Source organism: Nonomuraea sp. NPDC048901, from assembly GCF_040649695.1.
Classification (GTDB): domain Bacteria; phylum Actinomycetota; class Actinomycetes; order Streptosporangiales; family Streptosporangiaceae; genus Nonomuraea.
The window spans coordinates 598343-623970 of sequence record NZ_JBEZFW010000004.1; the positions used below are offsets into that span (position 1 = coordinate 598343).

Sequence of the window (25628 nt, forward strand, 5' to 3'; positions counted from 1 at the left end):
ATTGGACGGCCAGTCTGGCACGGCGGGCAACCACGCACGCGCGGGCCTGTTGGCCGCTCCACGTAGCATAAGAAGTATGGAGCCCCAGACCCCCACTTCCCGCCGAGTGCTCGTTGCCCGGCCACGCGGCTACTGCGCCGGAGTCGATCGAGCCGTGGTGGCGGTCGAGAAAGCCCTGGAGCAGTACGGTGCGCCCGTCTACGTGCGTAAGCAGATCGTCCACAACACGCACGTGGTCAAGACGCTGGAGGCCAGAGGCGCGATCTTCGTCGAGGAGACCGATGAAGTGCCCGAGGGTGAGATCGTGGTGTTCTCGGCCCACGGTGTCTCGCCCGCGGTGCACGACGAGGCCAGGCAACGCGGATTGCGCACGATCGACGCTACCTGCCCGCTGGTCACCAAGGTGCATAACGAGGCAAAGAGGTTCGCGGGTCAGGAATACGACATCCTGCTGATCGGACACGAGGGGCACGAAGAGGTCGAGGGCACCGCCGGTGAGGCGCCCGACCACATCCAGCTCGTCGACGGCCTCGACTCCGTCGACCGGATCCAGGTCAAGGACCCGTCCAAGCTGGTCTGGCTGTCGCAGACCACGCTCTCGGTCGACGAGACCAACGAGACGGTGGCCAAACTCAAGGAACGCTTCCCCACGCTGATCGACCCGCCCAGCGACGACATCTGCTACGCGACGCAGAACCGCCAGGTCGCGGTCAAGGAGATCGCCGCCGAGTCGCAGCTGGTCATCGTGGTCGGGTCGGAAAACTCCTCCAACTCCAAGCGCCTGGTCGAGGTGGCCAAGGACTACGGCGCCGACGCCTCCTACCTGGTCGACAACGCCACCTTCATCCGGGACGAGTGGCTCGAGGGCGTGACCACGGTCGGCGTGACCAGTGGCGCCTCGGTGCCGGAGGAGCTGGTCGCCGAGGTGCTGGCCCGGCTGGCCGAGCACGGGTTCGACGACGTCGCGGAGGTCGAGCCGGTCCACGAGAGCGTGCGCTTCGCACTGCCGCACGAGCTCCGCAAGGACCTCCGGGCTTCCTGACCTCGGGCGCGCGTAGCCTCGTCAGCGTCCCCGGGCGTGCCCGGGGGCCTGGTCACTCCTCGGTGCGCGCCGTGCCGTACACCTTGGGCTCGAAGTAGCCCTCAGGCTCCGGTACGAACGACTGGCGCGGGCGTGGCGCTTCGGCGCCCGCCCGCAGCTCCTCGCGCAGATCCCGTACGTTGTCGCGCAGCCCGCGACGCCAGGCGACGACCAGCACGATCGCCGAGCCCGCGAACAGCCAGGGCGCCCCGCGCGACAACGAGCTGAACAGGCCGACCAAGAGCGACTGCATGATCGACAGCGCGCCGAACGCCCGGCCCAGCTCGACGAAGAACGTCGCGACGAAGAACACCAGCGGCGGCGTCACCACCAGCGACAACAGCTCGCGCGGGTTGACCAGGAGCACGCCGAGCAGGCTCGCCACCACGAACACCGGCCCGACCACGATCGGCAGGTTGATCACGGCGGCCACGACATAGGCCGCCAGTGTGGCGATCAGGGCGAGCGCGATGGCACCGCGAGCGGTCAGCCTGACGGCTGATCGCTTGCCTCTCTCACTCATTGGCCCCCGCCCCCTTACTGCGACCCGTTGGCCAACTTACCGTTCGCGTGCGAGATCAGAGACGAGGTTTCCAGCAGTTCGGGCGAGGCCAGCGGCCTGGGCAGGCCCTCCAGCATCTCCGGAGCGTCGAGTTCGCCGTCGACGACGCCCAGATCGTGCAGCTTGCGCGCGCTGACCAGTACGCGGCTTTCGAGCGATCCCACAGTCTTGTTGTACGCCTCGACGGCCCGGGTCAGGGACTTGCCCAGGGACTCGACATTCCTGCCCAGCGACGAGAGCCGCTCGTACAACTCCTTGCCCAGCTCGAACACCGCACGCGCGTTCTCGCTCAGCGCGGCCTGCTGCCAGGCGTACTGGGCGGTGCGCAGCATCGTGATCAGCGTGGTCGGGGTGGCGATGTGCACGCGGCGCGTCATCGCGTACTCCAGCAGCGCCGGATCCCGCTCCAGCGCGGGCGCCAGGAACGCCTCACCGGGGATGAACAGCACCACGAACTCCGGCGACGGGTTGAACCCCTGCCAGTACGCCTTGGCGGCCAGCCGGTCGACGTGCTCGCGTACGTGCCTGGCGTGCGCGTCGAGCCGCACGGTGGCCAGCGAGTCGTCGGACGCCTCCGCGGCCTCCAGATAGGCGGCCAGCGACACCTTGGAGTCGATCACGATGTTCTTGCCGCCGGCCAGCCGCACGATCATGTCGGGCCGCATGGCGCCCTCGGTGACCTGCTCGTCGAAGTCGCAGTAGCGCTGCATCCCGGCGATCTCGGCGACCCTGCGCAGCTGCAGTTCGCCCCACCGGCCACGGGCCTCGGGCCGTTGCAGCGCGCGGACCAGTGCCGTGGTCTGCGAACGCAGCTCCGCGCTGCTCTGCCGGACGAACTCCATCTGCTTGGCCAGCTCCGCCCGGCCGGCGCGCTGGGCCGACTCGGTGTCGCGCAGCTGGGCCTCCACCCGCGTGAGCGCGTCCTTCAGTGGTTCGACCAGGTGCTCGACCGCCTGCCTGCGCTGGTCGAGGTCGCCGCTGGCCTCGGCGCGGCTGGCGGCCAGCCGCGTCTCGGCCAGCTCCAGGAAGCGGAGGTTGTTGACGTCTAGCGCCCGGGTGGACAGCGCCTGGAAGCGCTCGGCGAGCTGCTCCTCGACGTAGACGAGCTTGTCGGCGGCCGATCTGGCCTTGGCGTCGGACTCGGCCAGCCGCACCGCCGCCCGGGTGCGGGCGATCATGAACCCGATGGCCAACCCAACGGCGAGGCCGATGAGAAGCGAGACGACATCCACTCCTTCGCTGTCCACTCCAACGATGATTGCAGGTCATCGATCGCGGATCTCTCCGACACGCTTGGGCATTCCGCTTGTGCGCCTCATCATCAGTCACCCACAGTACTTGTATGATTACCCGATGGCGGCCGACGCTGTCGCTCGTGGCGGCGCTCGCCGTGGCGGCCGGCGTGGTCGCGCTGGCGGTGGTGGTCGTCCGCGCCGGCTCCCCGCGCCCCGTCGCCGCCCTGAACCCTCGGCCGGCGCTGCGGTGGGAGGCCGGCGCGTGCGTACGCCGATCCGCCGAACGCTACGACCTGACGCCCTGCAACGGCGGCGACGCGGAGGTGGTCGCCTTGTCCGCCGACCCACCGGGGCCGGGCGCCTGTCCCGACGACGTCGACGACGTCCTGCGCATCGACGGAGGGCGCGCCGCCTGCGTACGCAACTTCCTCGAACCGCACCCCGGCGCGCCGGGCGGTGGCGGGGGAGTGCTCAGACCGGGCGACTGCGTCGCGCTCGACGGCCGCGAGCGGCCGTGTTCGGGATCAGGCTGGTACGGCAGAGCCGTCGCCCTCGTCCGTTCACCGTCGAGCTGCCCCGCGACCACGCTCGACACGCTGACTTTGGACGGTCCGGCACCCGGCACGCCATTCGGCGACGCCGTGATCTGCCTGGGCCGCGGCGGCAAGGTGCTCGGCCGGGGGATGTGCGTGGCCGAGCCGGGCCCCGGCGCGGTGACCAGGTCGGCGATCGACCGGGTCGCCTGCGCGTCGCCGAGGGCCTGGGCCCGGGTGACCGCCTTCGCCGAGTCCGCCGCGAGCTGCCCGGGCAGCTCCGAGCGCTACCTGGAGGCTCGGGGCGCCTATCGGCCCGTGACCTGCCTGAGTCTTGTGAGCAAGTAAACTCGGCGAACGTGAGCCTCTCCATCGGCATTGTCGGTTTGCCCAACGTCGGCAAGTCCACGCTGTTCAACGCGTTGACCAAGACCGGCAACGCTCTAGCCGCGAACTACCCGTTCGCCACCATCGAGCCCAATGTGGGCATCGTGGGCGTGCCCGACGACCGGCTGCCCAAGCTGGCCGAGATCTTCTCCTCGGCGAAGGTGCTGCCCGCCAAGGTGGAGTTCGTCGACATCGCCGGCCTGGTCAAGGGCGCCTCGGAGGGGCAGGGGCGGGGCAACCAGTTCCTCGCCAACATCCGTGACACCGACGCGATCTGCCAGGTGATCCGGGTCTTCACCGACCCCGACGTCACGCACGTCGACGGCGAGATCTCTCCCAAGCGCGACATCGAGACCATCAACACCGAGTTGATCATGGCCGACCTGCAGACCGTCGAGAAGGCCGTGCCGCGCCTGCAGAAGGAGGCGCGCCACAACAAGGACAAGAAGGCCGCCCTGGAGGCCGCGGAGGCCGCTCTGGCCGTGCTCGAGACCGGCAAGACCATCTTCGAGAGCGGCCTCGACCGTGAGGAGCTGCGTGAGCTCCACCTGCTGACGGCCAAGCCGTTCCTCTACGTGTTCAACCTCGACGCCGACGAGCTGATCGACTCCGCGCTCAGGGAGCAGCTGTCCACCCTGGTCGCCCCGGCCGAGGCGGTCTTCCTCGACGCCAAGATCGAGTCGGAGCTGGTCGAGCTCGACGACGAGGAGGCGCTGGAGCTGCTGCAGTCGGTGGGCCAGGAGGAGTCCGGCCTGTCGCAGCTGGCGAGAGTGGGCTTCGAGACGCTCGGCCTGCAGACCTACCTGACGGCCGGGCCCAAGGAGACCAGGGCCTGGACGATCCGTAAGGGCGCCACCGCGCCCGAGGCCGCCGGCGTGATCCACACCGACTTCCAGCGCGGCTTCATCAAGGCCGAGGTCGTCTCGTTCGACGATCTGGTCGAGGCGGGCTCCATCGCCAGCGCTCGCTCGGTGGGCAAGGCCCGCATCGAGGGCAAGGACTACGTCATGCGTGACGGAGACGTCGTGGAGTTCCGCTTCAACGTCTAATACGTGTGGCGAAAGTCCGTCTGACCTGTGGCGGAGTGGGTTGGGCGGCCTTTGCGGTCGGCGCAGGGTCCGCAGCGTGCTGACTTCGGTCAGCGCGCGGGTTTAGGGGTTATGCTGCTTCGGTGAGCTGGAACACCAGCAGGTAGGCAGCCAGCGCGCGCAGGTTCGGCCCGTACGACGACGGCGCGCCCGCCACCGTCCGCGGCAGGTCCGCGCCGGTGAGGTGGCCGCACCCGCCACATCGGCAGCGATGCGCCCGGTGCTCGGTCACCGTCACGGTGACCAGGGGAATGTCACGCACCTGACGGCGCGAATAGCCGACACTCTCCTCGGCCGACAGCGGTTTCCCGCATCCGCTGCACGCGGCCGGGATGTGGTCTTCCACCTCACTCGTGCAGGAGCATCCGCAGCTCCGCTCCACGGCCAGAAGCGCACGGGAGTGGCTGGTCGCGCGCGGAGTCGGTTCCTGAGTCCGGTCGCTCGCCACTGAGAGGGGCCCGCGCGGCGGTCAGCCGATTCACTGTTGGTTGATACGACCCGAGTGCTATCATGGCTGATATCGGCTGAGGAGGTGGTTCTGATGTCATCCATCGTCGTCCGCGGGCTCGAGGAGTCCGTAAAGAAGCAGCTCGCCGTTCAGGCGAAGGAGCATGGCCGCTCCATGGAAGCCGAGGTCCGCGACATCCTAACGAAGGCCGCGCGCCGGCCCCACATCGGCCTGGCGCTCATGCGGGCCGCGCAGGAGGCTGGCGGGATCGACGATCTCGTTATCCCTGAGCGCAGCGACGTCGCGCGAGCGGTGGACTTCGAGTGATCGTCCTCGACACGAACGTCATCTCGGAGATCTTCCGACCGAAGCCCGATGCCCGCGTCGTGGCATGGCTGGAGTCTCTCGCCGGCGATGTGGCCATCACCTCCGTCACGCTCGCCGAGCTCCTGGCCGGCGTGCGCCGTCTCCCAGACAGCAAGCGCAGGTCGGCGCTAAGCGCGACGATTGAATTCGCGCTGCAGCCCTACCGGGAGACCAGAGCAGTGCTGTCGTTCGACGAAGAGGCGGCAGCGCACTACGCCGACGTCCTCGTTGTGCGCGAACAGGCCGGACTGCCCATCAGCACGGCAGACGCCCAGATCGCTGCGATCTGCCGGTCCCACAAGGCCGCGTGCGCGACCCGCAACATCAAGGACTTCGTGCAGACGGGAATCGAACTGCTCGACCCATGGACAGACTGAGCTGGCTCCCTCGCTGCGCCCGACGCTGGCACGCTCCTTGGCTGAAAATTCCAGAGTCGCGTTCCGGTTCAACCTTTGATGGGTTTGCCGCCTGACATGCGGAAACATTAATTTGCGCTGGTTTTTGAGGGTGTTTTGTAGCGTTTCATGTCCTCCCACGGAACGTGGTGGAGTTCCGCTTCAACGTGTAGCGGGTGACGCACCACCATGTCGCTTATCCGGCAAATATGGTGGTCAGAAGGAGTCCGACTCTCCGGGGTTGGGCCTCTGGTTTCTTCCCGTGCTGAGATGCCTGACCTTTATGACTCGTGACCTGAACGACAACTGGCGGGGCTGCTCTACTAACATCGATGTTAGTAACCTGTGTGGAGGTCGGCCTGGCAGCTCTTCGCCGGCACCGCGCCGTGCTCACTGACGAACCCGTTCCAGTCGTGGCTGTCTCGCGCAGCGGAGTCGACTGTCCGGGGCTCGATGCCGCCTACGGCCCTGGCGAATTCTGACCGCTTGGCCGCTGTGAGCGGCGGATCGCCACCCTGGCCGACCGCCGTGACGGCCTTCCCCTGGTCGATCTGCTCACCCTCTATGGCAGCTGAGCTCCAGAGTGGCCGGTCTTCGGACGTGCCTGCTCTGGGGAGGGATGGGGGGCGCGTACCAGGTGAAGGCCGACTCTGCCTCGCGCATCCGCTCCTCCAAGCCCTCTGGAGTGTCGTCTTCGACGATCAACGGCCTCGGTGCCGGCCAGGCCGCTATGGCGTAGAAACGGCGGTTGCCGAGACTGTAGAGCACGCTCCAGCCGGGCCATGCCTGATCGAGTAGTTCGGCCTCGGCGCGGGCCGGGCCATCCCACAGGCGGCGGTACGCCTTCGTGTGAGCCTGGCCCTTACGGTGGCGGCCGGGGGCGCGGGCAGGGCGTCGCCGGATCATGAGATCACCCGCTCGGCGATCTCTTCCTGCCGGGCGACCTCGACCTTCAGCGCGTCGAAGGTGTCGGCGTCCACAGTGGGTTCCGCCCCTGCGCGCAACGCGTCCGGAGGGAACGCCTCGCGGCGGACGGCCCAGAAGCGGCCCCTGTCGCTGAGGATCAGCCGCCAACCGGGAATCGTCGGTTCTGGCGTAGCGGTCTTAGCATCGTCCATGGATCGCAACTCCTTTGCGATCAAGGAACCCCGTATGGCCTGCCCGCCTGCGGGGTTCCGCTTTACGTAGCGCTGACTGGTGCCATAGTTGAAGCGACTCAGCGTGTTGGACAAGACACGTAGCGTTGCTCCGAGGTCGGTGCAACGCGTGCAACGGATCGCGAGGCAGACGTGATCAGACAATCGACATCGACCGTTTCGACGACCTGGCAGGAGTTCGGCCGTGCTCTGCGGACATGGCGCGAACGGAACGAACTGAGCCTGCGTGACCTTGCCGGGCGGATTCGATGGGACTACTCATTGATCGCCAAGTGGGAGCAGGGGAAGAACCGCCCGCCCGCCGAGGCGATCACGGCCCTTGACGCCGAACTCGGCGCCGGGGGCGAACTGGTGACCCAGGCGCTTCGTGCGGCCATGGCCGAGACCGATCGGCTACGAAGGGGTACCGTCCAAGCAAACGCCTCAACGCGGGATGAGGGTGAGGATGTGGAGCGCAGACGACTGATGCGGAATGCGGCTGCCGTCGCCGCTGTAGGTGCGCTGGCTCCCGTGCTGACCTCGCTGACCGATGCGCTGGCCATCACGCGACGGCCGCTGCCGGGCGCGAGCGTGTCACGCGGGATGATCGACGACTGGGAAGATGCCGCCGATGTCCACGAGCAGCGAGCGCGCTTCGATCCGCCCGCCGTCGTTCTCGCCGCGCTCGCGGTCGACTACACCGACATGGCCCCTCATCTGGGCCGCGCTCAACCCGATGCCGTACAACGTGACCTCTCCCATGCCGCCGCGCGTCACGCGGCCCTGATCGGTGGCAAGTGGTTCGACCTGGGTAACCGCCGCGAGGCGCAGCGCTGGTGGGCACAAGCCCGGCAGTTGAGCGAACGGTCCGGTGATGACCTCCTGGCGTCGTGGCTGAGAGGCTGGGAGGCGGGCTACCGGCTATATGATCAGGGTGAGGATCTCGACAGTGTGCTTCTCGTGGCGGGGGAAGCACGTCGTCTCGCGGGAGATGCCCCAAGCGCGCCACTCGTGGCCGCTCTCGCAACCGAGGCTATGATCCTTTCGATGGTCGGGCGCCACGCTGAGGCGATCACCGCGCTACGCCGCACTGAGGAGACATACGAGCGGCTGCCTTCCTCGGGAGGCTCAGATCAAGGCCGTACGCTGTGGTACGACCGAACGCTCATCTACACTCTCGCGGGGGACGCCAAGCGCGCCGAGGATGCCCGCCATACGGCCGAGAGCCTCTATCCGGCGGGGCATCGCACAGCGACCCTGCTCGCGCTCTATGGCGCCGCGCTCCACGCCCGCACCGATCCCGCCGAGGGCACGCGTCGGGGGTTGCGACTCCTCGACGCAATACCCCCTGAGCGACGCGATACCCGAGTGATCTCAGCGGCCCATCTGATCATCGACGCCTTGCCGGAGAAGGCCCGCGCTCTGTCTTCGGCACGGGAACTGCGCGCCCTGGCGGTGAGTGGCCGGTCGGCCTGAGCCGGACACACGACGACGCCCCGCTGGTCGATGGCCGGCCGGGGGTGGACGAACCGCGGCCGGGAGTTCTGCGTCAACGGCTGATTCTTGGATAAGTGAGTTGTCAACCACTTTGGGCCCCTACGCGTCGAATCGTCACAGCGTTTACGCTGACTCGGGAGGGCCCTCATGATCCGTCGCATCATCCGGAAACGACGTCCCGCACCTTCACTGGCGGGCATCAGCCTCGAAGAGGAGCTCGCACTGTTGCGGGTCGAGCTCATGTACGGTCTGCGCGTCAATCGCGAGGCGTACTTGCGCAGGAAAGTGGACGAGCGCGAAGAGCTCGCCATGCGGGTGCGCGGGCAGGACGCCGCCGCCATGCTCGAAGGCCTGCGTGGTTCGCTGGAGCGGTCGGTGGCGCCCACGGTGGTCGATCTACGTAGCAGGAGACGGCGCGACTTGGGACAGGACCCAGAGCCTGCCTGAGGGCGCGCCACGCACCAGGCCGCAGGCCCCTTGGCGGGCATGCGGCCGTTCGCGTGTTATACCAATTCCGCAGGTCAAAGAGAGTCCATGGCTGGTTTGGACAGGAATCCGTGGCCGCAGGGCTATGCCATTACCGGCCTCTGGCCTGGTCAAATGCCCATTTGGCAGGGGAAGTGACAAGAGTTGGCACTCCAGCGTGGCATACACAACCTGGTTTGCCCATGGACGGCGATGCCTGCAGCATGGGCGTGGCTTTCCTGGAACAATGGCGGAGACCGGTAGGGTGACTGCTTCACCGCGGATGATGGGGATCGGCAACGGACGACACCGCGCCAGCCCGGGGGATCGGCGCGAGCGGAGGCGTGATGGCTCGTAGGTCAACCGTCCAGCAGGGTCCTCGGATCCCTGGCGACCCCGAGCTTTCGGCTCGCCATGACATGGCCGACTTCGACGTGTCGCCTGCCCGCAGGCCGCGCCGTGGCGGCTGGTCTGGCGCCGGCGGGAGATGGCTGGTGTGGACCGGCCGAATCGTTCTTTGGGCGCTTATCATAGTTATCGTGGTTAATGGGGTCCGTGCCCCATTTGAGAGGTTTACTCAGAGTGGCGCGGCGGCTCCGAATGAGGCGCCCGTGGCCAATCACGGATTCCCGGCCGACCGCGGCATGGCGTTCGCGGCCCAGTTCGCCGGCGTCTATCTGAATTTCACTCCCGCCGACGCGCAGAGCAGGGCGGGCAAGCTGGCCGCGTTCCTGGCGGACGGCATGGATCAGCAGATGGGCTGGGACGGCAATGGCAAGCTGGCCGCCGTCGCGATCCAGCCCTACGACATCGAGGCCACCAGCGCCAGCGACGCGATCGTCACCGTGGCCTTCCAGTCGGGCTCCCGCCGGATGATGCTGTCGGTCCCGATCTACTACTCGGCCGACGACGGCGGCAGCTTCGTCGTCTCCGGCCGGCCCGCCATACTGCCCGCGCCCGGCCGGGCGGATCTGCCCCAGCTCGCCAAGCCCGAGAACGACGACGCCGTCGCCGCCGAGCTCAAGCCGCAACTGGAGGACTTCTTCAAGAACTACGGCTCAGGCGACACGACGGGATTGCAGCGCTATGTCGCCCCGGGCAAGAGCATCACGAGTTTCGGCGGCGCCTTCACCTTCGCCGAGCTCAAGGACATCGTGGTGCCTGTGGGGGGCGCCACTCGAGAGATCCAGGTGGTCGTGGTGTGGAGCGTGCCGAGCGGCGCGACGCCGTCGGCCGAACCGGACGCCGCCGACGCCAACGCGGTCGGCGCCCGCCTGGAGCAGGCATATCGCCTCACCGTCGAGAAGCAGGGCGACAAATGGTACGTCGACGACATCCGCGGTGCCGGTCGGGCCGTTGGGTAGACGCACGAACGCCCTGTTGATCGGTACCCCCGGGAGGACAAAGAAGTGATCTTGAAAACGATAGTGCTCAACCTGATCGAAATGACGCCAACGCCCGCCCCCACCGGCATCGACTCCGAGGGGCTCGCCAACTTCCTGCGGGCCTTCTTCGCCCCGCTCTTCCTTGTCGTCGTCTCCGTGGTCGCGCTCTTCTTCCTCTTCACGCGCGAGATCACGAGGTTCGTGCAGTTCCTCATCCTGGCCATCGCCATCGGCGTGATCTTCTACGTGCCCAACATCATTGAGGTGACGGCGAAGGCGATCGCGGGAGCACTGGGCATCAAGTAAAGGGTTGAGACCGCTCAAGGGCGGTCATTGTACGAGCGGGTGGAGAGGAGGACCGCGTGGACCTGCCCACGTATACCAATATTTGGCGAATTGAGAAGCGGCTCTACAAGCTGTACGACCTACGGCTGCCGATGCCCCTCCCGATCGTGTGGATCGGCGTGTTCGTCGGCGTGCTGGCTCCATGGTCCCTGCTCCTCATGCTCCTGCACATCCCTTTCGCCGCACCATGGCACGTGCTTTACCTGGTGCCACCGGGTGTCGTCACCTGGCTGTCCACCCGCCCGGTGATCGAGAGTAAGCGTTTGACCGAGCTCCTGCAGTCGCAGCTGCGCTACGTGGGCGAGCCGCGGGCCTGGTGCCGGATGGCGCCGACCTCCGAGCCCGAGACGGTCACCTTCGCGGGACGCGTCTGGCGGGTCACGCCCAAGCGGGTCAAGGCGCCGCGCAAGGCCCGCCAGCCCCAGCGCAAGCGCCGCGCCGAGCTGGAGCTCGCCACCCAGACCAGGCGGGCCGTCGGCGCCGAGCCGGTTACCGGCCCGCGCCAGGTCCGCCCCGCGGTCGCGGCCGCCGCCGCGGCGGCCGCCCAGGCTCCGGTCGCCGAGCCCAGGCCCGCCCGTCCCGGCTGGGGTTCGGTCACGCGCCGCGGCACCGCGCCCGCCCTGGGCGCCGAGCTCGCGGTCCAGCCGCCGGCACTTCAGCCTGAGCCCTCCGTACGCCCCGACAAGACACTCGCGATGGGCTCACGGCCGGCCCAGGCGGGGTCGTCGGCGGACAAGACATCGGGTGTGGGGCCAAGAGCGGGCAGGGCCGCTGAGAGCGGCTCACGGCCTACGGAGCGGCCGCTGATCGCCGTACAGGGGGACGAGGGCGGCGAAGACGTCGTCCTGGCGGCCGGGAAACCGGTCGACAGGAGTGGGGAAGAGGTCGCCCGGGTGGCCGGAAAGCCGGTCGACAGGAGTGGGGAAGACATCGCCCGTGCGGCCGGAAAGCCGATCGACACGGAGGCGCTGCGGCGACTGCGCAGGTTGGCGGCGAGCGCCGACACGACGGTGTCCAGCGAGTCGACCCGCGCTGAGACGACTCGCGCTGAGACGAGTCGGGCTGAGACGACCCGCGCCAGGGCGGTCCCGTCTGAGGCGGTGAGCGCCGACACGACGGCGTCCACCGAGGCGGCCCGCACCGAGGCGGCTCCCTCCGACGTGACCCGCGTTGGGGCGGCCCCCTCTGACGCGACCCCCTCTGACGTGATCCACTCCGAAGACGTGACCCGCGCTGAGGCGCCGCACAGCGAAACCGCCTCTCGTGAGGCGATGGCCGGTGGAGCGGCGGAGGCGGGCGGGTCCTCGGGGATGGGCCGGAGTGAGGTATCGCGATCGGCCGACGGCGCCGGTCGCGAGGACGAGCGCGCGACCGGGCCCGAGGAGGTGCGCGCTGCCGGTCCCGAGGAGGTGCGTGCGCCTGGTCCCGAGGAGGTGCGTGCGGCCGGGGTGGACGAGGTGGCACGTGACCAGCACAGGAAGGGGAAGCCGCCCAGGCAGAGCCCGCCGCTCGTGTTCCCGGATGTGCAACGGCTCTGGCCGCCGCTCAGCCCCGACAGCAAGCCGGTGCGGTTCATCCGGCCGGTGACGCGCGACGACGAGGCCCCGAGGGCCGGGACGGCTCCCGTGGGACGCGACGAGCCCGCGACCACCGCGTCCCTCCAAGGGCCCGAGACCACCGCGTCGGTTCACGAGATCGGCCCCGCCAAGAGTGAGCGGGCCCGTCAGGAGCACGGCCCGGCGAAGGGCGAGCGAGGCCGTCAAGGGACCGGCCCCGCGAAGGGCGAGCGAGCCGCGTCGGCAAGCGACCGCGACAGCGGGACGTATGCGGACGAGGCGGCGGTCAGCAGGGCGTACGCGGACGAGGCGGTGGGCATCGGGCGGTTCGAAAGCGAGCAGAGCGGGCAGGGCGGGCAGAGCGAGCAGGCCGTGCGGCCGCCCGCGGCCAGGCAGATCACCCAGGGGCCCACGCCGGGCGAGCGGGTGCGGCGGGTCGAGTCCGTGGTCGGCCGCGACTCCGGTGGCTGGCGGCGGATCGCGCAGGTGGTCGTCGGCGGCGGCAGCGTGCGGACCGACGGATCGGAGATCGACGAGGCCCGGACGAGGGCGGTGTTCAGTGGCAGTCGCCGGGTCGTGGTGCTCGGCTGCACCGGTGGCGCCGGGCAGAGCACGACCGCGCTGATGCTGGGGCACACCTTCGCCCAATATCGCGACGACCGGGTCGTGGCCATCGACGCCAACATCGGTGGCAACACCCTGACCAGCAGGATCGACCCGGAGACCCCCGAGACGCTGGCCTCGCTGCTGGCGGGGCTGGAGCGGGTCAGCGGTTATCTGACCATGCGGGGCTACACCACCCGCACCGGGTCGGGGCTCGAGGTGATCGGCGCCGACACCGACGCGGACGCCGAGCAGCGGCTGTCCGACCGGACGCTGTTCTCCGACCACCGGCTGGGCCAGGCCATGCACCTGCTCGACCGGCACTACAAGCTGGCCGTCATGGACCCGGCCGCCGCGCTCGCGGCTCGCGTGCTCCCGTACGCCGACCAGCTGGTCCTGGTGGTGCCCGCGAGTGAGGAGGCGCCCGAGGCGGTGGCGATGACGTACGAGTGGCTCGACGGGCACGGCTGCGCGGACCTGCGCAGGCGGGCGGTCATGGTGGTCAACGGCGTGAGCAGGCGTTCGATGGCCGATGTCGAGCAGGCGGAGTCGGTGGCCAGCGGCAGGTGCCGGGCCATCGTCAGGGTCCCCTGGGAGGACGACCTGGCGCCGGGCGGCGACGGGGTGGTCGATCCTGGGCAGTTGCGCCCGGCTGGGCGGCGGGCGTACCTCGCCCTCGCCGGGGTCGTGGTCGCGGGCTTTGCGGCACAGACGGTCCGTCCGAGCGAAGAGGAGTTGGCGAGTGACCCCCCGGGCACGAGAATCGGTGAGCGATAAGTGAACATGCGAGCAGGTCTGACTTGTTCATGCGCCGAGGGGGCGGCATGAGCAGGGGGTCCCGAGCGCATCAGCGCCTGGCGGTCCGTTATTTCGACGACCGCATCCTGCTCACCAACACCTGCGCATGGGCGTATTTCCGACTTCCGACGATCAGCTATGAGTTCGTCACGCCCGAAGAGCGTGAGGCGCTGGCCACCAACATCACGATCGCGCTGGCCACGATCCGGATGCCCGACGCCGAGGTACACCTGAGGGTCGCGCACCGCACCTATCCCGCGGCCGAATGGGCGATGGCGCTCAACGCCACCTCCGACGAGGGGTCGGGCTGGCGCGACTATCTGGAGGAGATGTACCGGCACGTCTGGGCCAAGGACTTCTGGTCCAAGGAGGTCTACATCGGTGTCCGCCTCGGCCCCCGGGGCAAGCAGGTGGGCGCGGGCGTGCTGGGGCAGCTGTTCGGCTTCTACCAGCGTACGGAGAAGGCACTCGGGCTCGAGGACGACCATGTGCCGGAGGGCGAGATCGGCAGATGGACCGAGCAGGCCGAACGGCTGGGCCGGGCACTCGCCTCCAGCGCCCTCTATGCCAGGCATGCCACCTCCGTGGAGGTGGCGTGGTTGTTCCAGCACTCGGCCGCGGGCGCGCTCGGCGATCCGCCGCCGTCTGCGAGCCCGAAGCGGCGCTGGGGCAAGGGCGAGATCGAGTCGCTGGTCGAAGGCGAGATCCACAACGGCAGGTCACTGCTGCGCATCGTGCAGCCGCAGGGTGACTCCTATGTCGCGCACCTGTCGTTCGCCCGTTTCCCGGACATCATGCCGTTCCCGGACGGCGAGCCGTGGTTGCACTTCGCCGACCAGTTGCCCTTCCCCGTCGAGGTCTCGTCGAGGATGCGGCTGATCCCGCCGGTCAAGGCGTCGAAGGATGTCGCGCGTAAGCTCGCGCACGCGCGCGACATGGACATCCACATCCGCGAGGCCGGCGCGGAGGCGCCGCTCGCGCTCGCCGAGCAGATCGACGCGGCCCGCATGCTGGAGCACGGCATCACGAAGGAGCGGCTGCCCTTCGTGTACGGCTGGCACCGGCTGATCGTGTCGGCCCCGACCGAGGACATGTGCGTACAACGGGTCGAAGCGGTCGTCGAGCACTACCGTGACATGGGCATCGACGTGGTCAACTCGACGGGCGACCAGTTCTCGCTGTTCTGCGAGGCATTGCCCGGCGAGAAGGTCAGGGTCAACGCCTATGCCCAGCGGCAGCCGCTGCGGACGATCGCCGGCGGCATGGCCACGGCGACCGTGGACCTGGGCGACCGGCTGGGCGACGGCAGCGAGGGCTGGCTCGGGCCGTACATCGGGGAGACCGTCGGCAGGGCCCGCAGCATCGTGCACTTCGACCCGCTGGTCGCAGCCACTCGCAACCGGCCGACGGCCATCGCGATCACCGGCGAGCCCGGTGGCGGCAAGACCACGCTCGCGCTGCTGATGATCTACCAGATGGCGCTACGTGGCGTCACCGTCGCCGTGATCGACCCCAAGGGCGACGCCGAGTCGCTGGTGCAGCTGCTGCAGAAGCGCGAGCGCAAGGCCCGCGTCATCCCGCTCGGCTCGGCCGCGCCCGGCCTGCTCGATCCGTTCTCGTTCGGCGACGACATCGCGGCCAAGAAGACCATGGCCACCGAGACGCTGCGCCTGCTGCTGCCCCGAATGTCGGAGGAACGCGAGTCGGCCATGATCCAGGCCGTCGCGGCCGTGTCCAACGGCGTGGACCCGTCGCTCGGCAAGGTGGTGGAGTTCCTGGAGCAGTCCACGGACGCCGCCTCCAAGAACCTCGGCGCCGTGCTTCGCTCCATGTCGGAGATGCGGCTGGCCAAACTCTGCTTCGACCCCTCAGGAGGCGACCAGGTCGACACCGAGGGCTGGACGACCGTGTTCACGCTCGGCGGCCTGACGCTGCCCGACGTGGCGACGGGCCGCGACGACTACTCCTACGAGCAACGGCTGTCGGTAGCGCTGCTCTACCTGGTCTCCCAGTTCGCCCGGCGGCTGATGAACAGCCTGGACCGCCGCGCGCCCAAGGCGATCTTCTTGGACGAGGCATGGGCGATCACGTCCACGCCCGAGGGTGCGAAGCTGGTGCCGGAGGTCAGCCGCATGGGTCGTTCTCGCAACACCGCGCTGGTGCTCGTCTCACAGAATGCCGGTGACCTGCTGAACGAGCAGGTCACCAACTGTCTGTCCTCGGTCTTCGCGTTCAGGTCCACCGAGCGGGTGGAGGTCGATCACGTGATGTCCCTGCTGGGCGTGGAGGCATCGGAAGAGCACAAGGCGGTGCTGAGATCGCTCGGCAACGGCGAATGCATTTTCCGTGATCTGGATGGCAGGGCGGGCCGCATCGGAGTAGACCTGATCTCCGAAGACCTGCTCCGCTGGCTCGACACCAATCCGACACACGACAAACCCAGCGACAACGGGCATCATGATCTTCAAGGGGGAGTGGGCGGCAGAGCGCAGGAGGTGCGGTCATGAAGATCCGGCTACCCAGGCGGCTCGCGCTCGCTCTGGCCCTGCTCGTGGGCATCCTCGTGGTGCCGATCGTGGTGGGCTCGCTCTCACCCGCCGCGGCGGCTCCCTGCGACCTGTCCGGCGCGCTCGCTCCCGAGGTGATCGGCAGCGGCTCCGACGGCATGATGCAGCCGCCCGTCCCCGAGGGCGGCGCGCCGGCGGCGCCGACCACCAACTACGCCCAGTTCGGCATGAGCGGCCAGTTCTGGCACACCTACGACCTGGGCTGCTCCGACTTCGCCGCGGTGCTCGGCAACACCTGGGCCAACACGATCTTCCTGTGGGCCAAGGCGATCGACCGGGTGACCATCACCACCTACCAGGCGGCGGCCACGGAAGGACCGCTGCAGTCCATCAAGGACGTGGTCGATGACATCGTGACGAACCTGTCCAACGCCATGTACTGGCCGCTGCTCCGGCCGCTCGTCATCCTCGGCGCGATCTGGCTGGCCTGGTACGGACTGATCCGCAAGCGGGCCACCACCACCGCCGAAGGCGTGATCTGGATGGTGCTCGCGGTCACGGTCGCGACCTGGTTCTTCAGCCGGCCCGGCGACTTCACCGGCCTCGGCACGATCGTCACGGACAAGACCGGCGAGGTCGTCAACTCCGCCTTCTCCGGCCTGCCCGGCGCGGGCGGCGCCTCCTGCCTGCCCGGCCCCGGCCAGACGAACCCGCAGGTCAAGGCGGGCGGCTACGGCCAGACCGGCACGCCCGGGGTCGACCAGAACGCCGAGGCGCTGTGGTCCACGCTGGTCTGCAAGCCGTGGCTGATGGGCCTGTTCGGCACCGCCGACCCCAACCAGCCGATCGTGCGAGACTTCGGCCGTACGATGCTGGAAACCCAGTCGATCCCCGCCGCGACGGCCAACCAACCGGCGCCGGACGTCGGCGCGCATCAGGCCAAGTACGCCGAGATCGCCGAGAAGCTCAAGAACGACTCCCGCTACATGATCTTCTCCGGCCGTGACTGGACCAGCAGGCTCGGCGTGGCCATCGGCGCGCTGATCGCCGCCCTGGTCGCCGGGGTGCTCATCTTCCTGGTCGCGGTGTCGCTGCTGGTGCTGAAGGTCGGCTTCCTGCTGCTGCTCATACTCGGGCCGGTGTTCCTGCTGATCGGCGTGCATCCGGGCAGCGGGCGGATCATCGCCATGCGCTGGGTGGAGATGCTGATCGGCACGCTGCTCCGGCAGGCCGTGCTCGCGCTCGTGCTCGGCGTGCTGGTCTACGGCTATGCGCTGATCATCTCGACCGCCATGCCGTGGGGGCTGCAGATCCTGTTCATGGCGTTGCTGACGATCGCGGTGTTCTTCTACCGGCGGCCGTTCCAGCACCTGTTCGCCTCGATGAACGGGCACACCCTGACCACGCGCATGCTCGGCGACGCCGCGTCCTCCTCCGTACTCGAGCGGTCGTCCTCGGCGCTGCCGCCGGTGGCGGCGGCCAGGATCGGCCGCTGGGGTGCGCGTAAGGCCGAGCCGCTCATCCAGGCGGCCGCGATGGGCGCGTCGGCGGGCACCGCGGCGGCGGCGTCCACGGTCGCCCAGGGGCGGGCCCGTGGGCAGGAGGCCGCGGAGGGCGTGGCCGCCTCCGGCACCCGGGTCCCCGCCACGGCGGCGCCGCTGAACACCGACAAGCAGGACGGGAAGGCCGCAGGCCGGCAGGTTCCCGCGCCGCGGGCCGGGGCCGCGCCGCCGCTCAACCTGAGTGGCACGCCGACCCGCACCCGTGGTACTCCATCGCCTGGTGGAGCGCGGCCGTCAGGCGGGTCCGCCGCCGGTCCTGGGAGTGCCGGTGCCGGTGCCGGGAGCGCCGGTGCGGGGAGTGGCGGGGCCGGTGGAGGTGGCTGGTTCGGTGGAGGTTCCGGGGGTGGCTGGGCGTCACGTCGTGGCGCGGGCGGCTCCAGTGGCTCCAGGTCGGGTGGCACGCGGTTCGGCGGTTCTGGCGGTTCTGGCGGCTCCAGGTCGGGCGGGTCAGGGTCGGGTGGATCCTGGCTGAGTGGCTCCGGTCGTTCGGGTGGCTCGGGCGGTTCGGGGGGTTCCGGTGGTTCTGGCGGGTCCCGGTCGGCGAGTCGTGGGTCGTCGGGCGGCGGGATGTTCGGTGGTGGCGGTTCGGGCGGTCGGCGCCCGGCCGACGAGCCGAAGGGCCGCTCCTCGGAGGCGCCGCCGCTCTGGCTGCCGAGCAGCCGCCGTGGCAGCGGCTCCGGTGAGGGCGAGCCGTCCGTGCCGTTCTGGCTCAAGCCCAGCAATCCGGACAGGGACTGATCATGGCGCAGCCGGGTGACAGGCGGGGCGTCGCCTTCGCCGCCATCGTGGTGGTCATCGCCGCCGTCGGCATCTACCTGACGATGTGGCCGGACTCCGGCGAACCGGACGCAGGGAAGGCGCCCGCCGGCCACACCACGACCGTCTCACCGGCCGCGCCGAGCAAGCCGCTGGCGACCGCCAGCGGCAAGCCGTTCGACATCTACTCCTACCTGCCGATGACCAAGGAGCAGCTCGCCGCGGCGTCCGACCTGGCCGAGCGGTTCACCGCCGCGTACGGAACGTTCCGCTACGACGAGGAGCCCTCGGCCTATGTGGACCGGGTCAAGGTGTTCACCACGGCCGAGTTCGGCAACGTGCTCGCCAGGACGCGCACCTCGCCCGGCACCGTCGAGCGCGACCGCGCCGACGAGCTCGTGGCGGCGGGGACGGCCAAGATGAAGGAGATCAGGCAGGTCGAGAAGTCGTCCGTCATCTTCGTGGTGACCGGCACGCAGCAGATCACCGCCAAGAGCGGCAACAAGCAGGTCGTGGACGACTACGCGGTCACAGTGAGTCAGATGGGCGCCGACTGGCGGGTCTTCGACCTGCAACCCGCCGACGCGGGCCAGGACGGAGACACCCAGGGGTGAACACCTCCCGCGCTCGCGTCGCCCTGGCGGTCGGAGCCGCCGGGGTGCTGCTTCTCGCCGTCGTCATCATGTCGCCGATGCTCATGACCTCGATCCCGTCCTTTCTCGGCAGCGGAAGCACCGCCCGTACCGACTGCGTCAACGGCGACACGCCCGTGCAGGAGGTGTCCGACACCGGCGCCTCCGACATCCCGGCCGACTATCTGGAGCTCTACAAGAAGTTCGGTACGAAGATCGGCGTCCAGTGGAACATCCTGGCCGCCGTCGGCAAGCGCGAGACCGACCACGGCCGCTCGAACATGGCGGGCGTCAAGAGCGGCACCAACTACGCGGGCGCGGCCGGGCCGATGCAGTTCCTGATCGGCACGTGGGGCGGCAAGGCGCGGATCGCGATGTCGTCGAAGTTCAACGGGTACGCCTCCGACGGCGACGGTGACGGCGTGGGCGACATCTACAACCCCGCCGACGCGATCCTGGGCGCCGCGAAGATGCTCAAGCGCAACGGCGCTCCGGAGAAGGTACGCCAGGCGCTGTTCATCTACAACCGCGCCTGGTGGTACGTCGACCAGGTCGAGCAGATCGCCAAGGGCTACGCCAAGTCCGGTGACGTCGAGGTGCCGCCGCAGGCCGACGAGGCCTGCGACGATCCGCTGGTCGAGGCCGCGCCGAGTGACGTGGTGGCCAAGATCCTGGAGTTCGCGCTGGCCCAGCGCGGCAAGCCGTACCTGTGGGGCGGGACCGGGCCGGACGCCTTCGACTGCTCGGGTATCATCTACGCCGCCTACCGGGCGGCCGGGTTGTCGATCCCGCGGACCACGTTCGGGCAGTGGCCGTTCGGCGTGAAGATCCCGCAGGGTGACGAGCAGGCGGGCGACCTGGTGTTCTTCAACGCCGGGCCGGGCACGGGGCCGGACAACCCCGGGCACGTCGGAATGATCGTGTCGAAGGGCAAGATGGTGGAGGCCCGCTGCACGCTGTGCGGGCCGATCAAGGTGACGACGTATCAAGCGCGCGGCAATATTATGGGTTTCACCCGTCCGTTACAGAACCCCGACGTGCTCGAACAGCTCAAGAAGCTGCAGAATGCCGCACTATGACAGTGATCGTGGTGACGGCGTGATGATGGTCGTGGTGGCGGTATGACGGTGATCGTGGTGGCGGCGGTGATCGTCTCGTCGGATGGGCACGTACTCGCCGCGCAGCGGGCCGAGCCGCCCGCCCTCGCCGGTGGGTGGGAGTTCCCGGGCGGCAAGGTGGATCCCGGCGAGAGCGAGAGCGAGGCGCTGATCCGGGAGTGCCGCGAGGAACTCGGCGTGACCGTGTCGGTCGGCGCGCGGGTGGGCGGCGACTGGCCGCTGTCCGAGGGGTACGTCATGCGGGCCTGGCTGGCCTCCCTGGCCTCGGGCGTGCCGGAGGCCAAGGAGCATCTGGCGCTGCGGTGGCTCGGGCCTGGCGAGTATTACGACGTGGCTTGGCTCGGGGCGGATCTGCCGGTCATGGAAGCCGTGGAAGATCTGCTCCGACAGGGTTAACCATCTCCTCTGGGTGACATAACGATTACTGAGCGTAATGTCACGCGGCCTGAGGGGAGGCGACGTGGTCAGACATGGCTGGATCGTGGCGGGGGCACTGGCCTTCGCGGGGGCGTCGGTTTTGGCGGGCATCCAGTGCGAGCCCGTGGCGGCCGAGGTCTTCAGGGCCGCTGGCGGGGCTGGGATCGCGCTGGTCTTCGAGCGGCTGGGCGATGCCGGCGAGATCGGGCGATGGGTACGTACGGGGGATGCGCTGCGGTTTCGGGTGAGCCTGGAGGGGATGGGCAGCGACGCCCGGCTCGCGGTGGCGACCAGCCCGGCGAACGCGCTGACGTCGATGACGTGCCCGAGCTTGCCCGCCGGTGGGTTGTTGGACGCGGGTCCGGGAATCGTGGGCGGGCCGGGGGATCAGGCGGTTGAGGGGCGAACGGTTCCGGGCGGGCAGGCGGTTCCGCGCGGGCAGGTCCCGAGTGGGCTGGCGGTTCCGGGTGGGCAGGCCGTTCAGGGTGGGCAGCCGACCGTCGGGCAGGCTTTGCCGGGCGGGCAGGATTTTGGGAGCGGGCAGGCTTCGCCGGATGGGCAGTCGGTAGGCCGCGTGCATGCGTCGGGCGGTGCTCTGGCGGCTCGGACCGCCGCTCTGAACGCGCTCGCCGCTGGGGAGGCGGCTGACGAACAGGCTTCGATGGGTGGGCGATCGGTCGCCGGGGTGGCGGCGTCGCGAGGCGTGCTGGCGTCCGGGCCGTCATCGACGCTGGCCGCGACGCTGAGGACCGCGCTGGTGCCGACCGCTCCGGCGGCCAGCGCGTCGGGTGTGACGGCGCAGGGTATGAGCGCGCCGAGTCTGGCCGCGCCTGGCGGGACGCACCCAGGCAGCGGAGTCGCGCCGGGCGGGGTGGCTCCGGGTGCGGTCCCTGGGGCGCGGGTGTGTGCGCTGGGTGATGTGGCGGGGGATCGGTCGGTGGACGTGCTGCTCACCGTGCCGAGCGGGCCGAAGGAGGTCGTGCTCACGGCGGCGGCTCGGGCGCGTGACACGAGCGGCGGTTTCGCGACCGTCGTCGGCTCGACCACGACCTCTGTCAAGGCTCCAGTGAGCGCCCCTGCCAGGGCGAGCGGCAGACCGGCCGCACCTGTCGCGACCCTGCCGAAGGGGGCGCGTGGACAGGGGGCGGTGCGTGGGGAGGCCGCCGATGACAGCGTGGGGACGCTCATCGAGATCCCGCGTGGCGATGTCACGCTGAGCGGCCGAGCGGTGCGCGTCCAACGCGGCGCCGAGGACGCTCGCCCGGACAAGACGGCGGTCGCCGGAAGCGTACGCCCTAGAAACGGGCATACCGCGAAGTCCCATCTGCGGATGGTCTCAGCCGGTCATGCGCACGCGTCCAGCGCCGTACCGAACGGGACGGCCGTCCAGGTCCCGGCGCCTGAGCTGCGGCGCGAGCCCGCACTGACCCTGCCCCAGGTTCCCCAGGTCCTCTCTCCGCCGACGTCGGGGCTCGGCGCTCCGGGAGTCGGCGGCACTTCAGGAGTCGGCACCGGTGGCATGCCAAGAGCCGGGGCTCCAGCACTGAGCGCCCCACAAGGCGGCACCCCCGCAGGCGGCGCTCCGGGACTTGGAACTCCGGGTTTCGGTGCCGGTGCGGGAGCCGGGTGGGGAGCCATGACATCGGCCGAAGAAGTTGGGCCGCCCCTGCCATTCGCCATTCCGGGTAACCGCTTTCAACCGGCCGAGCGGGTGAATCCCCTGGCAGGCGCACGCGGACTGCCATGGGTCGCGAGCGGGATCGCGGTGCTGCTCGGCGCGCTGTGGCTGGTCGCCAGGGCACAACGGGCGCGATTGCGACGAAAGGTGTTGTAATTCCGTCTTTACTGTTACTTTTACCCGGCTAGGATTCCCTTGACCATGGTTTCGGGACTGCGCGGAGGGCACAGGTGGCACGTACGCGAGCGACGGCCGTGTCCGCACTGATCCTGGCTTTAGGGCTGACAGGTGCCGGTGCGGTTCCCTTCGTCCTCCAGAGCGCGAGCGCCTCCGCGGTCGCCTACGACCCCGCCGTCGAGCCCTGTGAAGCGGGCGAGGTGTGCGACACCACGCCGGAGACCACCGTCACGGTCACCACGACGATGGACACCCCCACTCCGGACCCGGAAACGACGATCACCAAGACCGTCACCGCGCCCACGAAGACGACGACGAAGACGAGCACCCCGAAGCAGTCGAAGACGCCGAGCTCGACTCCCAGCACGGCCAAGTCCACGCCCTCGTCGCTGCAGCCGTTGCCGTCGCAGAGCGTGGAAGTGCCGACTGCGACCGTCACCTCGTCCACGCCCGAGCCCACGGACTCGGGCGTCGTCCTGCCCAGCGTGGCGCCCATCGAGACCCCTTCGACGACGCCGTCGCCGAGTTTGACGGAGAGCTCGACGGAGGAGTCGGTCCCGCTCGAACTGCGTAACGCGGCCCCCGAGTACGACCAGCGGACGCTGACGCAGCAGCTCAGCATCCCGGCGCTCGTGCTGGTGCTGCTGGTGCTGTTCGCGGTGCTCATCTTCGAGGGGCGGCTGCGCCGGATGGCCCACGCGGCGGCCGTACGCAAGGCGGGCCCGCCGGGCGGCCCGGGTCAGCCCGGCTTCCCGGGAGCGCCCGGTGGACCGGGAGGGGTCGGCTATCCGGCGGGCCCTGGCTATGCCACTGCCGGTTTCGCGGCGCCCGGTTATCCGGGCGGTACGGCGTACGCGCCGATCATCAGCTTCGTCCCCGTACAGACCTATCCAGGGGGACAAGTCCAGTACGGCGCGGTCTATCAGGACCCGAACATGTACGGCCAGCCCGGCTACGGCCCCGCGCAGCCGCCCGCAGCGGGCGAGCCGGTGGTGCTGCATCCGGACGAGTTCGACACGTTCAGCCAGGAGCCGGCCAAGTCCGACTTCGATGCCTTCAGCCGTCCCGAGCCCCAGGGGGAGTCGTACCGGGCCCCGTTCGAGGCTCTGGTCCCGGCTGAGCAGCCGCCCGCGGACATCCCGCCCGGTGGTGCCGGTCCGTACGAAGACTCGCCTGAGCGCCCGCTGGGCGCCGCCTCGGCCGCCGAGACCGGCGACGCCGAGCCGTGGCAGAGCATCGGCCGGCCCCGACCCGGCACCGAAGGGCCTGGCATCGAAGGGCCTGGCATCGAAGGGCCTGGCATCGAAGGGCCTGGCCCCGGAGGGCCAACCCTCGAAGGGCCCACACTCGATGGGCTGGCCGCCGAAGGGGCGCCCGCAGATGGGGCGCCCGCCGATGTGACCGCCATCCAGCCGCTGCCTCCGCAGAAGCCCAAGCGCCGCTGGGGACGTCGCCCGTAACGCGGTCGTACGATCTCGCGACTGTGGCGTCCGGCCGTCGGATTCGGCACGCAACTCGCGGCCCTGCCCTCTCGATGACCCGTTTTTCGCGCGGTACGCGAGTATGTCATCCATGTCGACTCCCCCAGCCGCGGCTGAACCCGCATTATCGGAAAAGTCCAGACATTCACGCGTAGCTCGGCGGATCGGTTGCCTGGGCTTGTCGTTGGTGCCGTTCGTGTTACTCGGGGCGATCGTTATGACGCCCGTTTGGCTCAACGACTATCGGCTGGCGCGCATGGTGGACCGCATCCAGGAGTATCCGCCGCCGCCCGGAGCGGACTTCGGGTACATCGACCCGCAAGTGGAGGTGACCGGCGACTCCGGCGACTGCTGGTACACCATTCGCTTCGAGGTCTCCACCGACCGGCCCGTCCAGGAGGTGCTGAACCACTACCGCCAGGCGAAGATCGAGGATCCCGACGGAGACCTCGATGACTTCGAGATCATGGCCTGGACGCCGTTTGACGAGCCTGGCGTTCAACCGGACGAGACTTCTGCCACGAACCAGGTGATCGTCCACCTGGACGGCATGTATGACGGCGGATTGAGGGACATGCGCTGCTGGTGAAGCGGCGTCACGTACGGGTGACGAGTTTGTCGAAGGCGCGGTCCGAGAGCAGCCGGTGGATTCTCAGCAGCAGCTTGGCCAGGTAGCCGACGGCGTACCGCGGCCTGGGGGCCTTGGCGTCGATGGCCGTGCGAATGGCCTGGGCGACCACCGAGGGGTCCGAGGCCTTGTTCTTCCCGGCGAAAGCGGCTTCCGCGCGGTCGGCCATCGCGTTCGCGACGGAGGCGTAGGCGCCTTTGCCGGAGACCTCTCGCAGGTCGTGGGGCGTGCTCGACTCGAACTCCGTCTTGATGAGGCCGGGCTGGACGACCACCACCTTGATGCCGAAGCGGCCGACCTCCTGGCGCAGGGTGTCGGAATAGCCTTCCAGGGCGTGCTTCGAGGCGTGGTACCAGGCGCCGAGCGGGAGCGAGATCACCCCCGCGATCGAGGAGACGTTGACGATCGTGCCGGAGCGGCGCTCGCGCATCCCCGGCAGGACCAGCTGGATCAGCCGGGCAGGCCCGAACATGTTGACCTCGAACTGGTGGCGCGCGGTGTCGAGTGGCACGTCCTCGGCGGCCCCGTACACGCCGACGCCGGCGTTGTTCACCAGCACGTCGATGCGTGACTGCTCGGCGAGGATGGTGTCGACGACGCGTCGCAGGTCCTCCTCCTTGGTGACGTCCATCGCGAGGGTGTGGCCGCCGGCCTTGCGGATGTCCTCCATCCGGTCGACGCGCCGGGCCACGCCGTACACCGTGTGGCCGGCACGCAGCAGGTCGAGTGCGGTGGCGCGGCCGATGCCGGCCGAAGCGCCTGTGACGAGGCAGATCTTGGCTGCCATGGAAC

The 25628-nt window shown here is 69.3% G+C and carries 25 protein-coding genes; 18 read left to right on the forward strand and 7 right to left on the reverse strand.

Features of this window, described 5'->3' with window-relative positions; translation table 11 throughout:
• Positions 1-76: 76 nt before the first annotated feature.
• On the forward strand, positions 77-1042 hold the full coding sequence (locus tag AB0C30_RS16625; RefSeq protein ID WP_357944097.1) for a 4-hydroxy-3-methylbut-2-enyl diphosphate reductase: 966 nt from the start codon (positions 77-79) through the stop codon (positions 1040-1042).
• 52 nt (positions 1043-1094) lie between these two features.
• On the opposite strand, the gene AB0C30_RS16630 is transcribed toward AB0C30_RS16625, so the two are convergent.
• A complete protein-coding gene (locus AB0C30_RS16630; protein ID WP_357944099.1) occupies positions 1095-1604 on the reverse strand; it encodes a DUF6542 domain-containing protein in 510 nt (169 codons plus the stop codon).
• 14 nt (positions 1605-1618) lie between these two features.
• Entirely contained in the window at positions 1619-2821 is a 1203-nt protein-coding gene (locus AB0C30_RS16635) for a DNA recombination protein RmuC (RefSeq protein ID WP_357944612.1), read from the reverse strand.
• 164 nt (positions 2822-2985) lie between these two features.
• On the opposite strand from AB0C30_RS16635, the gene AB0C30_RS16640 reads away from it, so the two are divergent.
• Entirely contained in the window at positions 2986-3759 is a 774-nt protein-coding gene (locus AB0C30_RS16640; protein ID WP_357944101.1) for a hypothetical protein, read from the forward strand.
• A gap of 11 nt (positions 3760-3770) precedes the next feature.
• The gene (gene ychF / locus AB0C30_RS16645) at positions 3771-4847 is read left to right on the forward strand and encodes a redox-regulated ATPase YchF (RefSeq protein ID WP_357944103.1); all 1077 of its coding nucleotides are present in this window, start codon (positions 3771-3773) and stop codon (positions 4845-4847) included.
• Positions 4848-4956: 109 nt separating this feature from the next.
• On the opposite strand, the gene AB0C30_RS16650 is transcribed toward ychF, so the two are convergent.
• Positions 4957-5232, reverse strand: a complete 276-nt coding sequence (locus AB0C30_RS16650) for an IS66 family transposase zinc-finger binding domain-containing protein (RefSeq protein WP_357944105.1) — start codon at positions 5230-5232, stop codon at positions 4957-4959.
• 195 nt (positions 5233-5427) lie between these two features.
• On the opposite strand from AB0C30_RS16650, the gene AB0C30_RS16655 reads away from it, so the two are divergent.
• Both AB0C30_RS16655 and AB0C30_RS16660 read left to right on the forward strand, forming a co-directional pair.
• Positions 5428-5661 carry a toxin-antitoxin system gene (locus AB0C30_RS16655; RefSeq protein ID WP_357944107.1) on the forward strand — a complete coding sequence of 78 codons (234 nt, stop codon included), beginning with the start codon at positions 5428-5430 and terminating at the stop codon, positions 5659-5661.
• Positions 5658-6077, forward strand: a complete 420-nt coding sequence (locus AB0C30_RS16660; protein ID WP_357944108.1) for a type II toxin-antitoxin system VapC family toxin — start codon at positions 5658-5660, stop codon at positions 6075-6077. Before AB0C30_RS16655 ends, AB0C30_RS16660 begins: the two co-directional genes overlap by 4 nt.
• 573 nt (positions 6078-6650) lie before the next feature.
• Here the strand turns inward: AB0C30_RS16660 and AB0C30_RS16665 are convergent.
• Positions 6651-7001: a hypothetical protein gene (locus tag AB0C30_RS16665; protein WP_357944110.1), complete on the reverse strand. Its 351-nt coding sequence runs from the start codon at positions 6999-7001 to the stop codon at positions 6651-6653.
• A complete protein-coding gene (locus AB0C30_RS16670) occupies positions 6998-7213 on the reverse strand; it encodes a hypothetical protein (RefSeq protein ID WP_357944112.1) in 216 nt (71 codons plus the stop codon). The genes AB0C30_RS16665 and AB0C30_RS16670 overlap by 4 nt, the downstream gene beginning before the upstream one ends.
• A gap of 171 nt (positions 7214-7384) precedes the next feature.
• On the opposite strand from AB0C30_RS16670, the gene AB0C30_RS16675 reads away from it, so the two are divergent.
• The 11 genes from AB0C30_RS16675 to AB0C30_RS16725 all read left to right on the forward strand — a co-directional run bounded on the left by AB0C30_RS16675 (position 7385) and on the right by AB0C30_RS16725 (position 22706).
• Positions 7385-8707: a helix-turn-helix transcriptional regulator gene (locus tag AB0C30_RS16675; protein ID WP_357944114.1), complete on the forward strand. Its 1323-nt coding sequence runs from the start codon at positions 7385-7387 to the stop codon at positions 8705-8707.
• Between the two features lie 168 nt (positions 8708-8875).
• The gene (locus AB0C30_RS16680; protein ID WP_357944116.1) at positions 8876-9175 is read left to right on the forward strand and encodes a hypothetical protein; all 300 of its coding nucleotides are present in this window, start codon (positions 8876-8878) and stop codon (positions 9173-9175) included.
• 629 nt (positions 9176-9804) lie between these two features.
• Complete coding sequence (locus AB0C30_RS16685; RefSeq protein WP_357944118.1) at positions 9805-10557, forward strand: conjugal transfer protein; 753 nt, start codon at positions 9805-9807, stop codon at positions 10555-10557.
• Between the two features lie 81 nt (positions 10558-10638).
• Entirely contained in the window at positions 10639-10884 is a 246-nt protein-coding gene (locus AB0C30_RS16690; protein WP_357652102.1) for a hypothetical protein, read from the forward strand.
• A gap of 56 nt (positions 10885-10940) precedes the next feature.
• Positions 10941-13859, forward strand: a complete 2919-nt coding sequence (locus AB0C30_RS16695; RefSeq protein WP_357944120.1) for a TcpE family conjugal transfer membrane protein — start codon at positions 10941-10943, stop codon at positions 13857-13859.
• Positions 13860-13906: 47 nt separating this feature from the next.
• Positions 13907-16387 (forward strand): ATP-binding protein, encoded by a 2481-nt coding sequence (locus tag AB0C30_RS16700; protein WP_357944122.1) that lies wholly within the window; start codon positions 13907-13909, stop codon positions 16385-16387.
• Entirely contained in the window at positions 16384-18687 is a 2304-nt protein-coding gene (locus AB0C30_RS16705; protein ID WP_357944124.1) for a type IV secretion system protein, read from the forward strand. Before AB0C30_RS16700 ends, AB0C30_RS16705 begins: the two co-directional genes overlap by 4 nt.
• Positions 18688-18689: 2 nt before the next feature.
• Positions 18690-19319, forward strand: coding sequence for a hypothetical protein (locus tag AB0C30_RS16710; protein ID WP_357944126.1), 630 nt, complete (start codon positions 18690-18692; stop codon positions 19317-19319).
• Positions 19316-20416 carry a bifunctional lytic transglycosylase/C40 family peptidase gene (locus AB0C30_RS16715; RefSeq protein ID WP_357944127.1) on the forward strand — a complete coding sequence of 367 codons (1101 nt, stop codon included), beginning with the start codon at positions 19316-19318 and terminating at the stop codon, positions 20414-20416. Before AB0C30_RS16710 ends, AB0C30_RS16715 begins: the two co-directional genes overlap by 4 nt.
• A 42-nt stretch (positions 20417-20458) precedes the next feature.
• On the forward strand, positions 20459-20851 hold the full coding sequence (locus tag AB0C30_RS16720) for a (deoxy)nucleoside triphosphate pyrophosphohydrolase (protein ID WP_357944129.1): 393 nt from the start codon (positions 20459-20461) through the stop codon (positions 20849-20851).
• 64 nt (positions 20852-20915) lie between these two features.
• Positions 20916-22706, forward strand: coding sequence for a hypothetical protein (locus AB0C30_RS16725; RefSeq protein ID WP_357944131.1), 1791 nt, complete (start codon positions 20916-20918; stop codon positions 22704-22706).
• A 184-nt stretch (positions 22707-22890) separates the two neighbouring features.
• Here the strand turns inward: AB0C30_RS16725 and AB0C30_RS16730 are convergent, their stop codons facing one another.
• Entirely contained in the window at positions 22891-23223 is a 333-nt protein-coding gene (locus tag AB0C30_RS16730; protein ID WP_357944133.1) for a hypothetical protein, read from the reverse strand.
• On the opposite strand from AB0C30_RS16730, the gene AB0C30_RS16735 reads away from it, so the two are divergent.
• Entirely contained in the window at positions 23213-24187 is a 975-nt protein-coding gene (locus tag AB0C30_RS16735; RefSeq protein ID WP_357944135.1) for a hypothetical protein, read from the forward strand. The two genes, AB0C30_RS16730 and AB0C30_RS16735, sit on opposite strands and share 11 nt — an antisense overlap.
• A gap of 238 nt (positions 24188-24425) precedes the next feature.
• Positions 24426-24797, forward strand: a complete 372-nt coding sequence (locus AB0C30_RS16740) for a hypothetical protein (RefSeq protein ID WP_357944137.1) — start codon at positions 24426-24428, stop codon at positions 24795-24797.
• Positions 24798-24804: 7 nt separating this feature from the next.
• Here AB0C30_RS16740 and AB0C30_RS16745 read toward each other — a convergent pair whose 3' ends face one another.
• The gene (locus AB0C30_RS16745; RefSeq protein WP_357944138.1) at positions 24805-25623 is read right to left on the reverse strand and encodes an oxidoreductase; all 819 of its coding nucleotides are present in this window, start codon (positions 25621-25623) and stop codon (positions 24805-24807) included.
• Positions 25624-25628: the final 5 nt, after the last annotated feature.

Coding starts and splice junctions, on each gene's coding strand:
- AB0C30_RS16625 (WP_357944097.1), top strand. CDS start 77: ATGGAGCCCCAGACCCCCACTTCCCGCCGAGTGCTCGTTGCCCGGCCA.
- AB0C30_RS16630 (WP_357944099.1), bottom strand. CDS start 1,604: ATGAGTGAGAGAGGCAAGCGATCAGCCGTCAGGCTGACCGCTCGCGGT.
- AB0C30_RS16635 (WP_357944612.1), bottom strand. CDS start 2,821: ATGATCGCCCGCACCCGGGCGGCGGTGCGGCTGGCCGAGTCCGACGCC.
- AB0C30_RS16640 (WP_357944101.1), top strand. CDS start 2,986: ATGATTACCCGATGGCGGCCGACGCTGTCGCTCGTGGCGGCGCTCGCC.
- AB0C30_RS16655 (WP_357944107.1), top strand. CDS start 5,428: ATGTCATCCATCGTCGTCCGCGGGCTCGAGGAGTCCGTAAAGAAGCAG.
- AB0C30_RS16665 (WP_357944110.1), bottom strand. CDS start 7,001: ATGATCCGGCGACGCCCTGCCCGCGCCCCCGGCCGCCACCGTAAGGGC.
- AB0C30_RS16670 (WP_357944112.1), bottom strand. CDS start 7,213: ATGGACGATGCTAAGACCGCTACGCCAGAACCGACGATTCCCGGTTGG.
- AB0C30_RS16680 (WP_357944116.1), top strand. CDS start 8,876: ATGATCCGTCGCATCATCCGGAAACGACGTCCCGCACCTTCACTGGCG.
- AB0C30_RS16690 (WP_357652102.1), top strand. CDS start 10,639: ATGACGCCAACGCCCGCCCCCACCGGCATCGACTCCGAGGGGCTCGCC.
- AB0C30_RS16700 (WP_357944122.1), top strand. CDS start 13,907: ATGAGCAGGGGGTCCCGAGCGCATCAGCGCCTGGCGGTCCGTTATTTC.
- AB0C30_RS16705 (WP_357944124.1), top strand. CDS start 16,384: ATGAAGATCCGGCTACCCAGGCGGCTCGCGCTCGCTCTGGCCCTGCTC.
- AB0C30_RS16710 (WP_357944126.1), top strand. CDS start 18,690: ATGGCGCAGCCGGGTGACAGGCGGGGCGTCGCCTTCGCCGCCATCGTG.
- AB0C30_RS16720 (WP_357944129.1), top strand. CDS start 20,459: ATGACGGTGATCGTGGTGGCGGCGGTGATCGTCTCGTCGGATGGGCAC.
- AB0C30_RS16730 (WP_357944133.1), bottom strand. CDS start 23,223: ATGGGCGCCACGCTGGGCAGGACGACGCCCGAGTCCGTGGGCTCGGGC.
- AB0C30_RS16740 (WP_357944137.1), top strand. CDS start 24,426: ATGACGCCCGTTTGGCTCAACGACTATCGGCTGGCGCGCATGGTGGAC.
- AB0C30_RS16745 (WP_357944138.1), bottom strand. CDS start 25,623: ATGGCAGCCAAGATCTGCCTCGTCACAGGCGCTTCGGCCGGCATCGGC.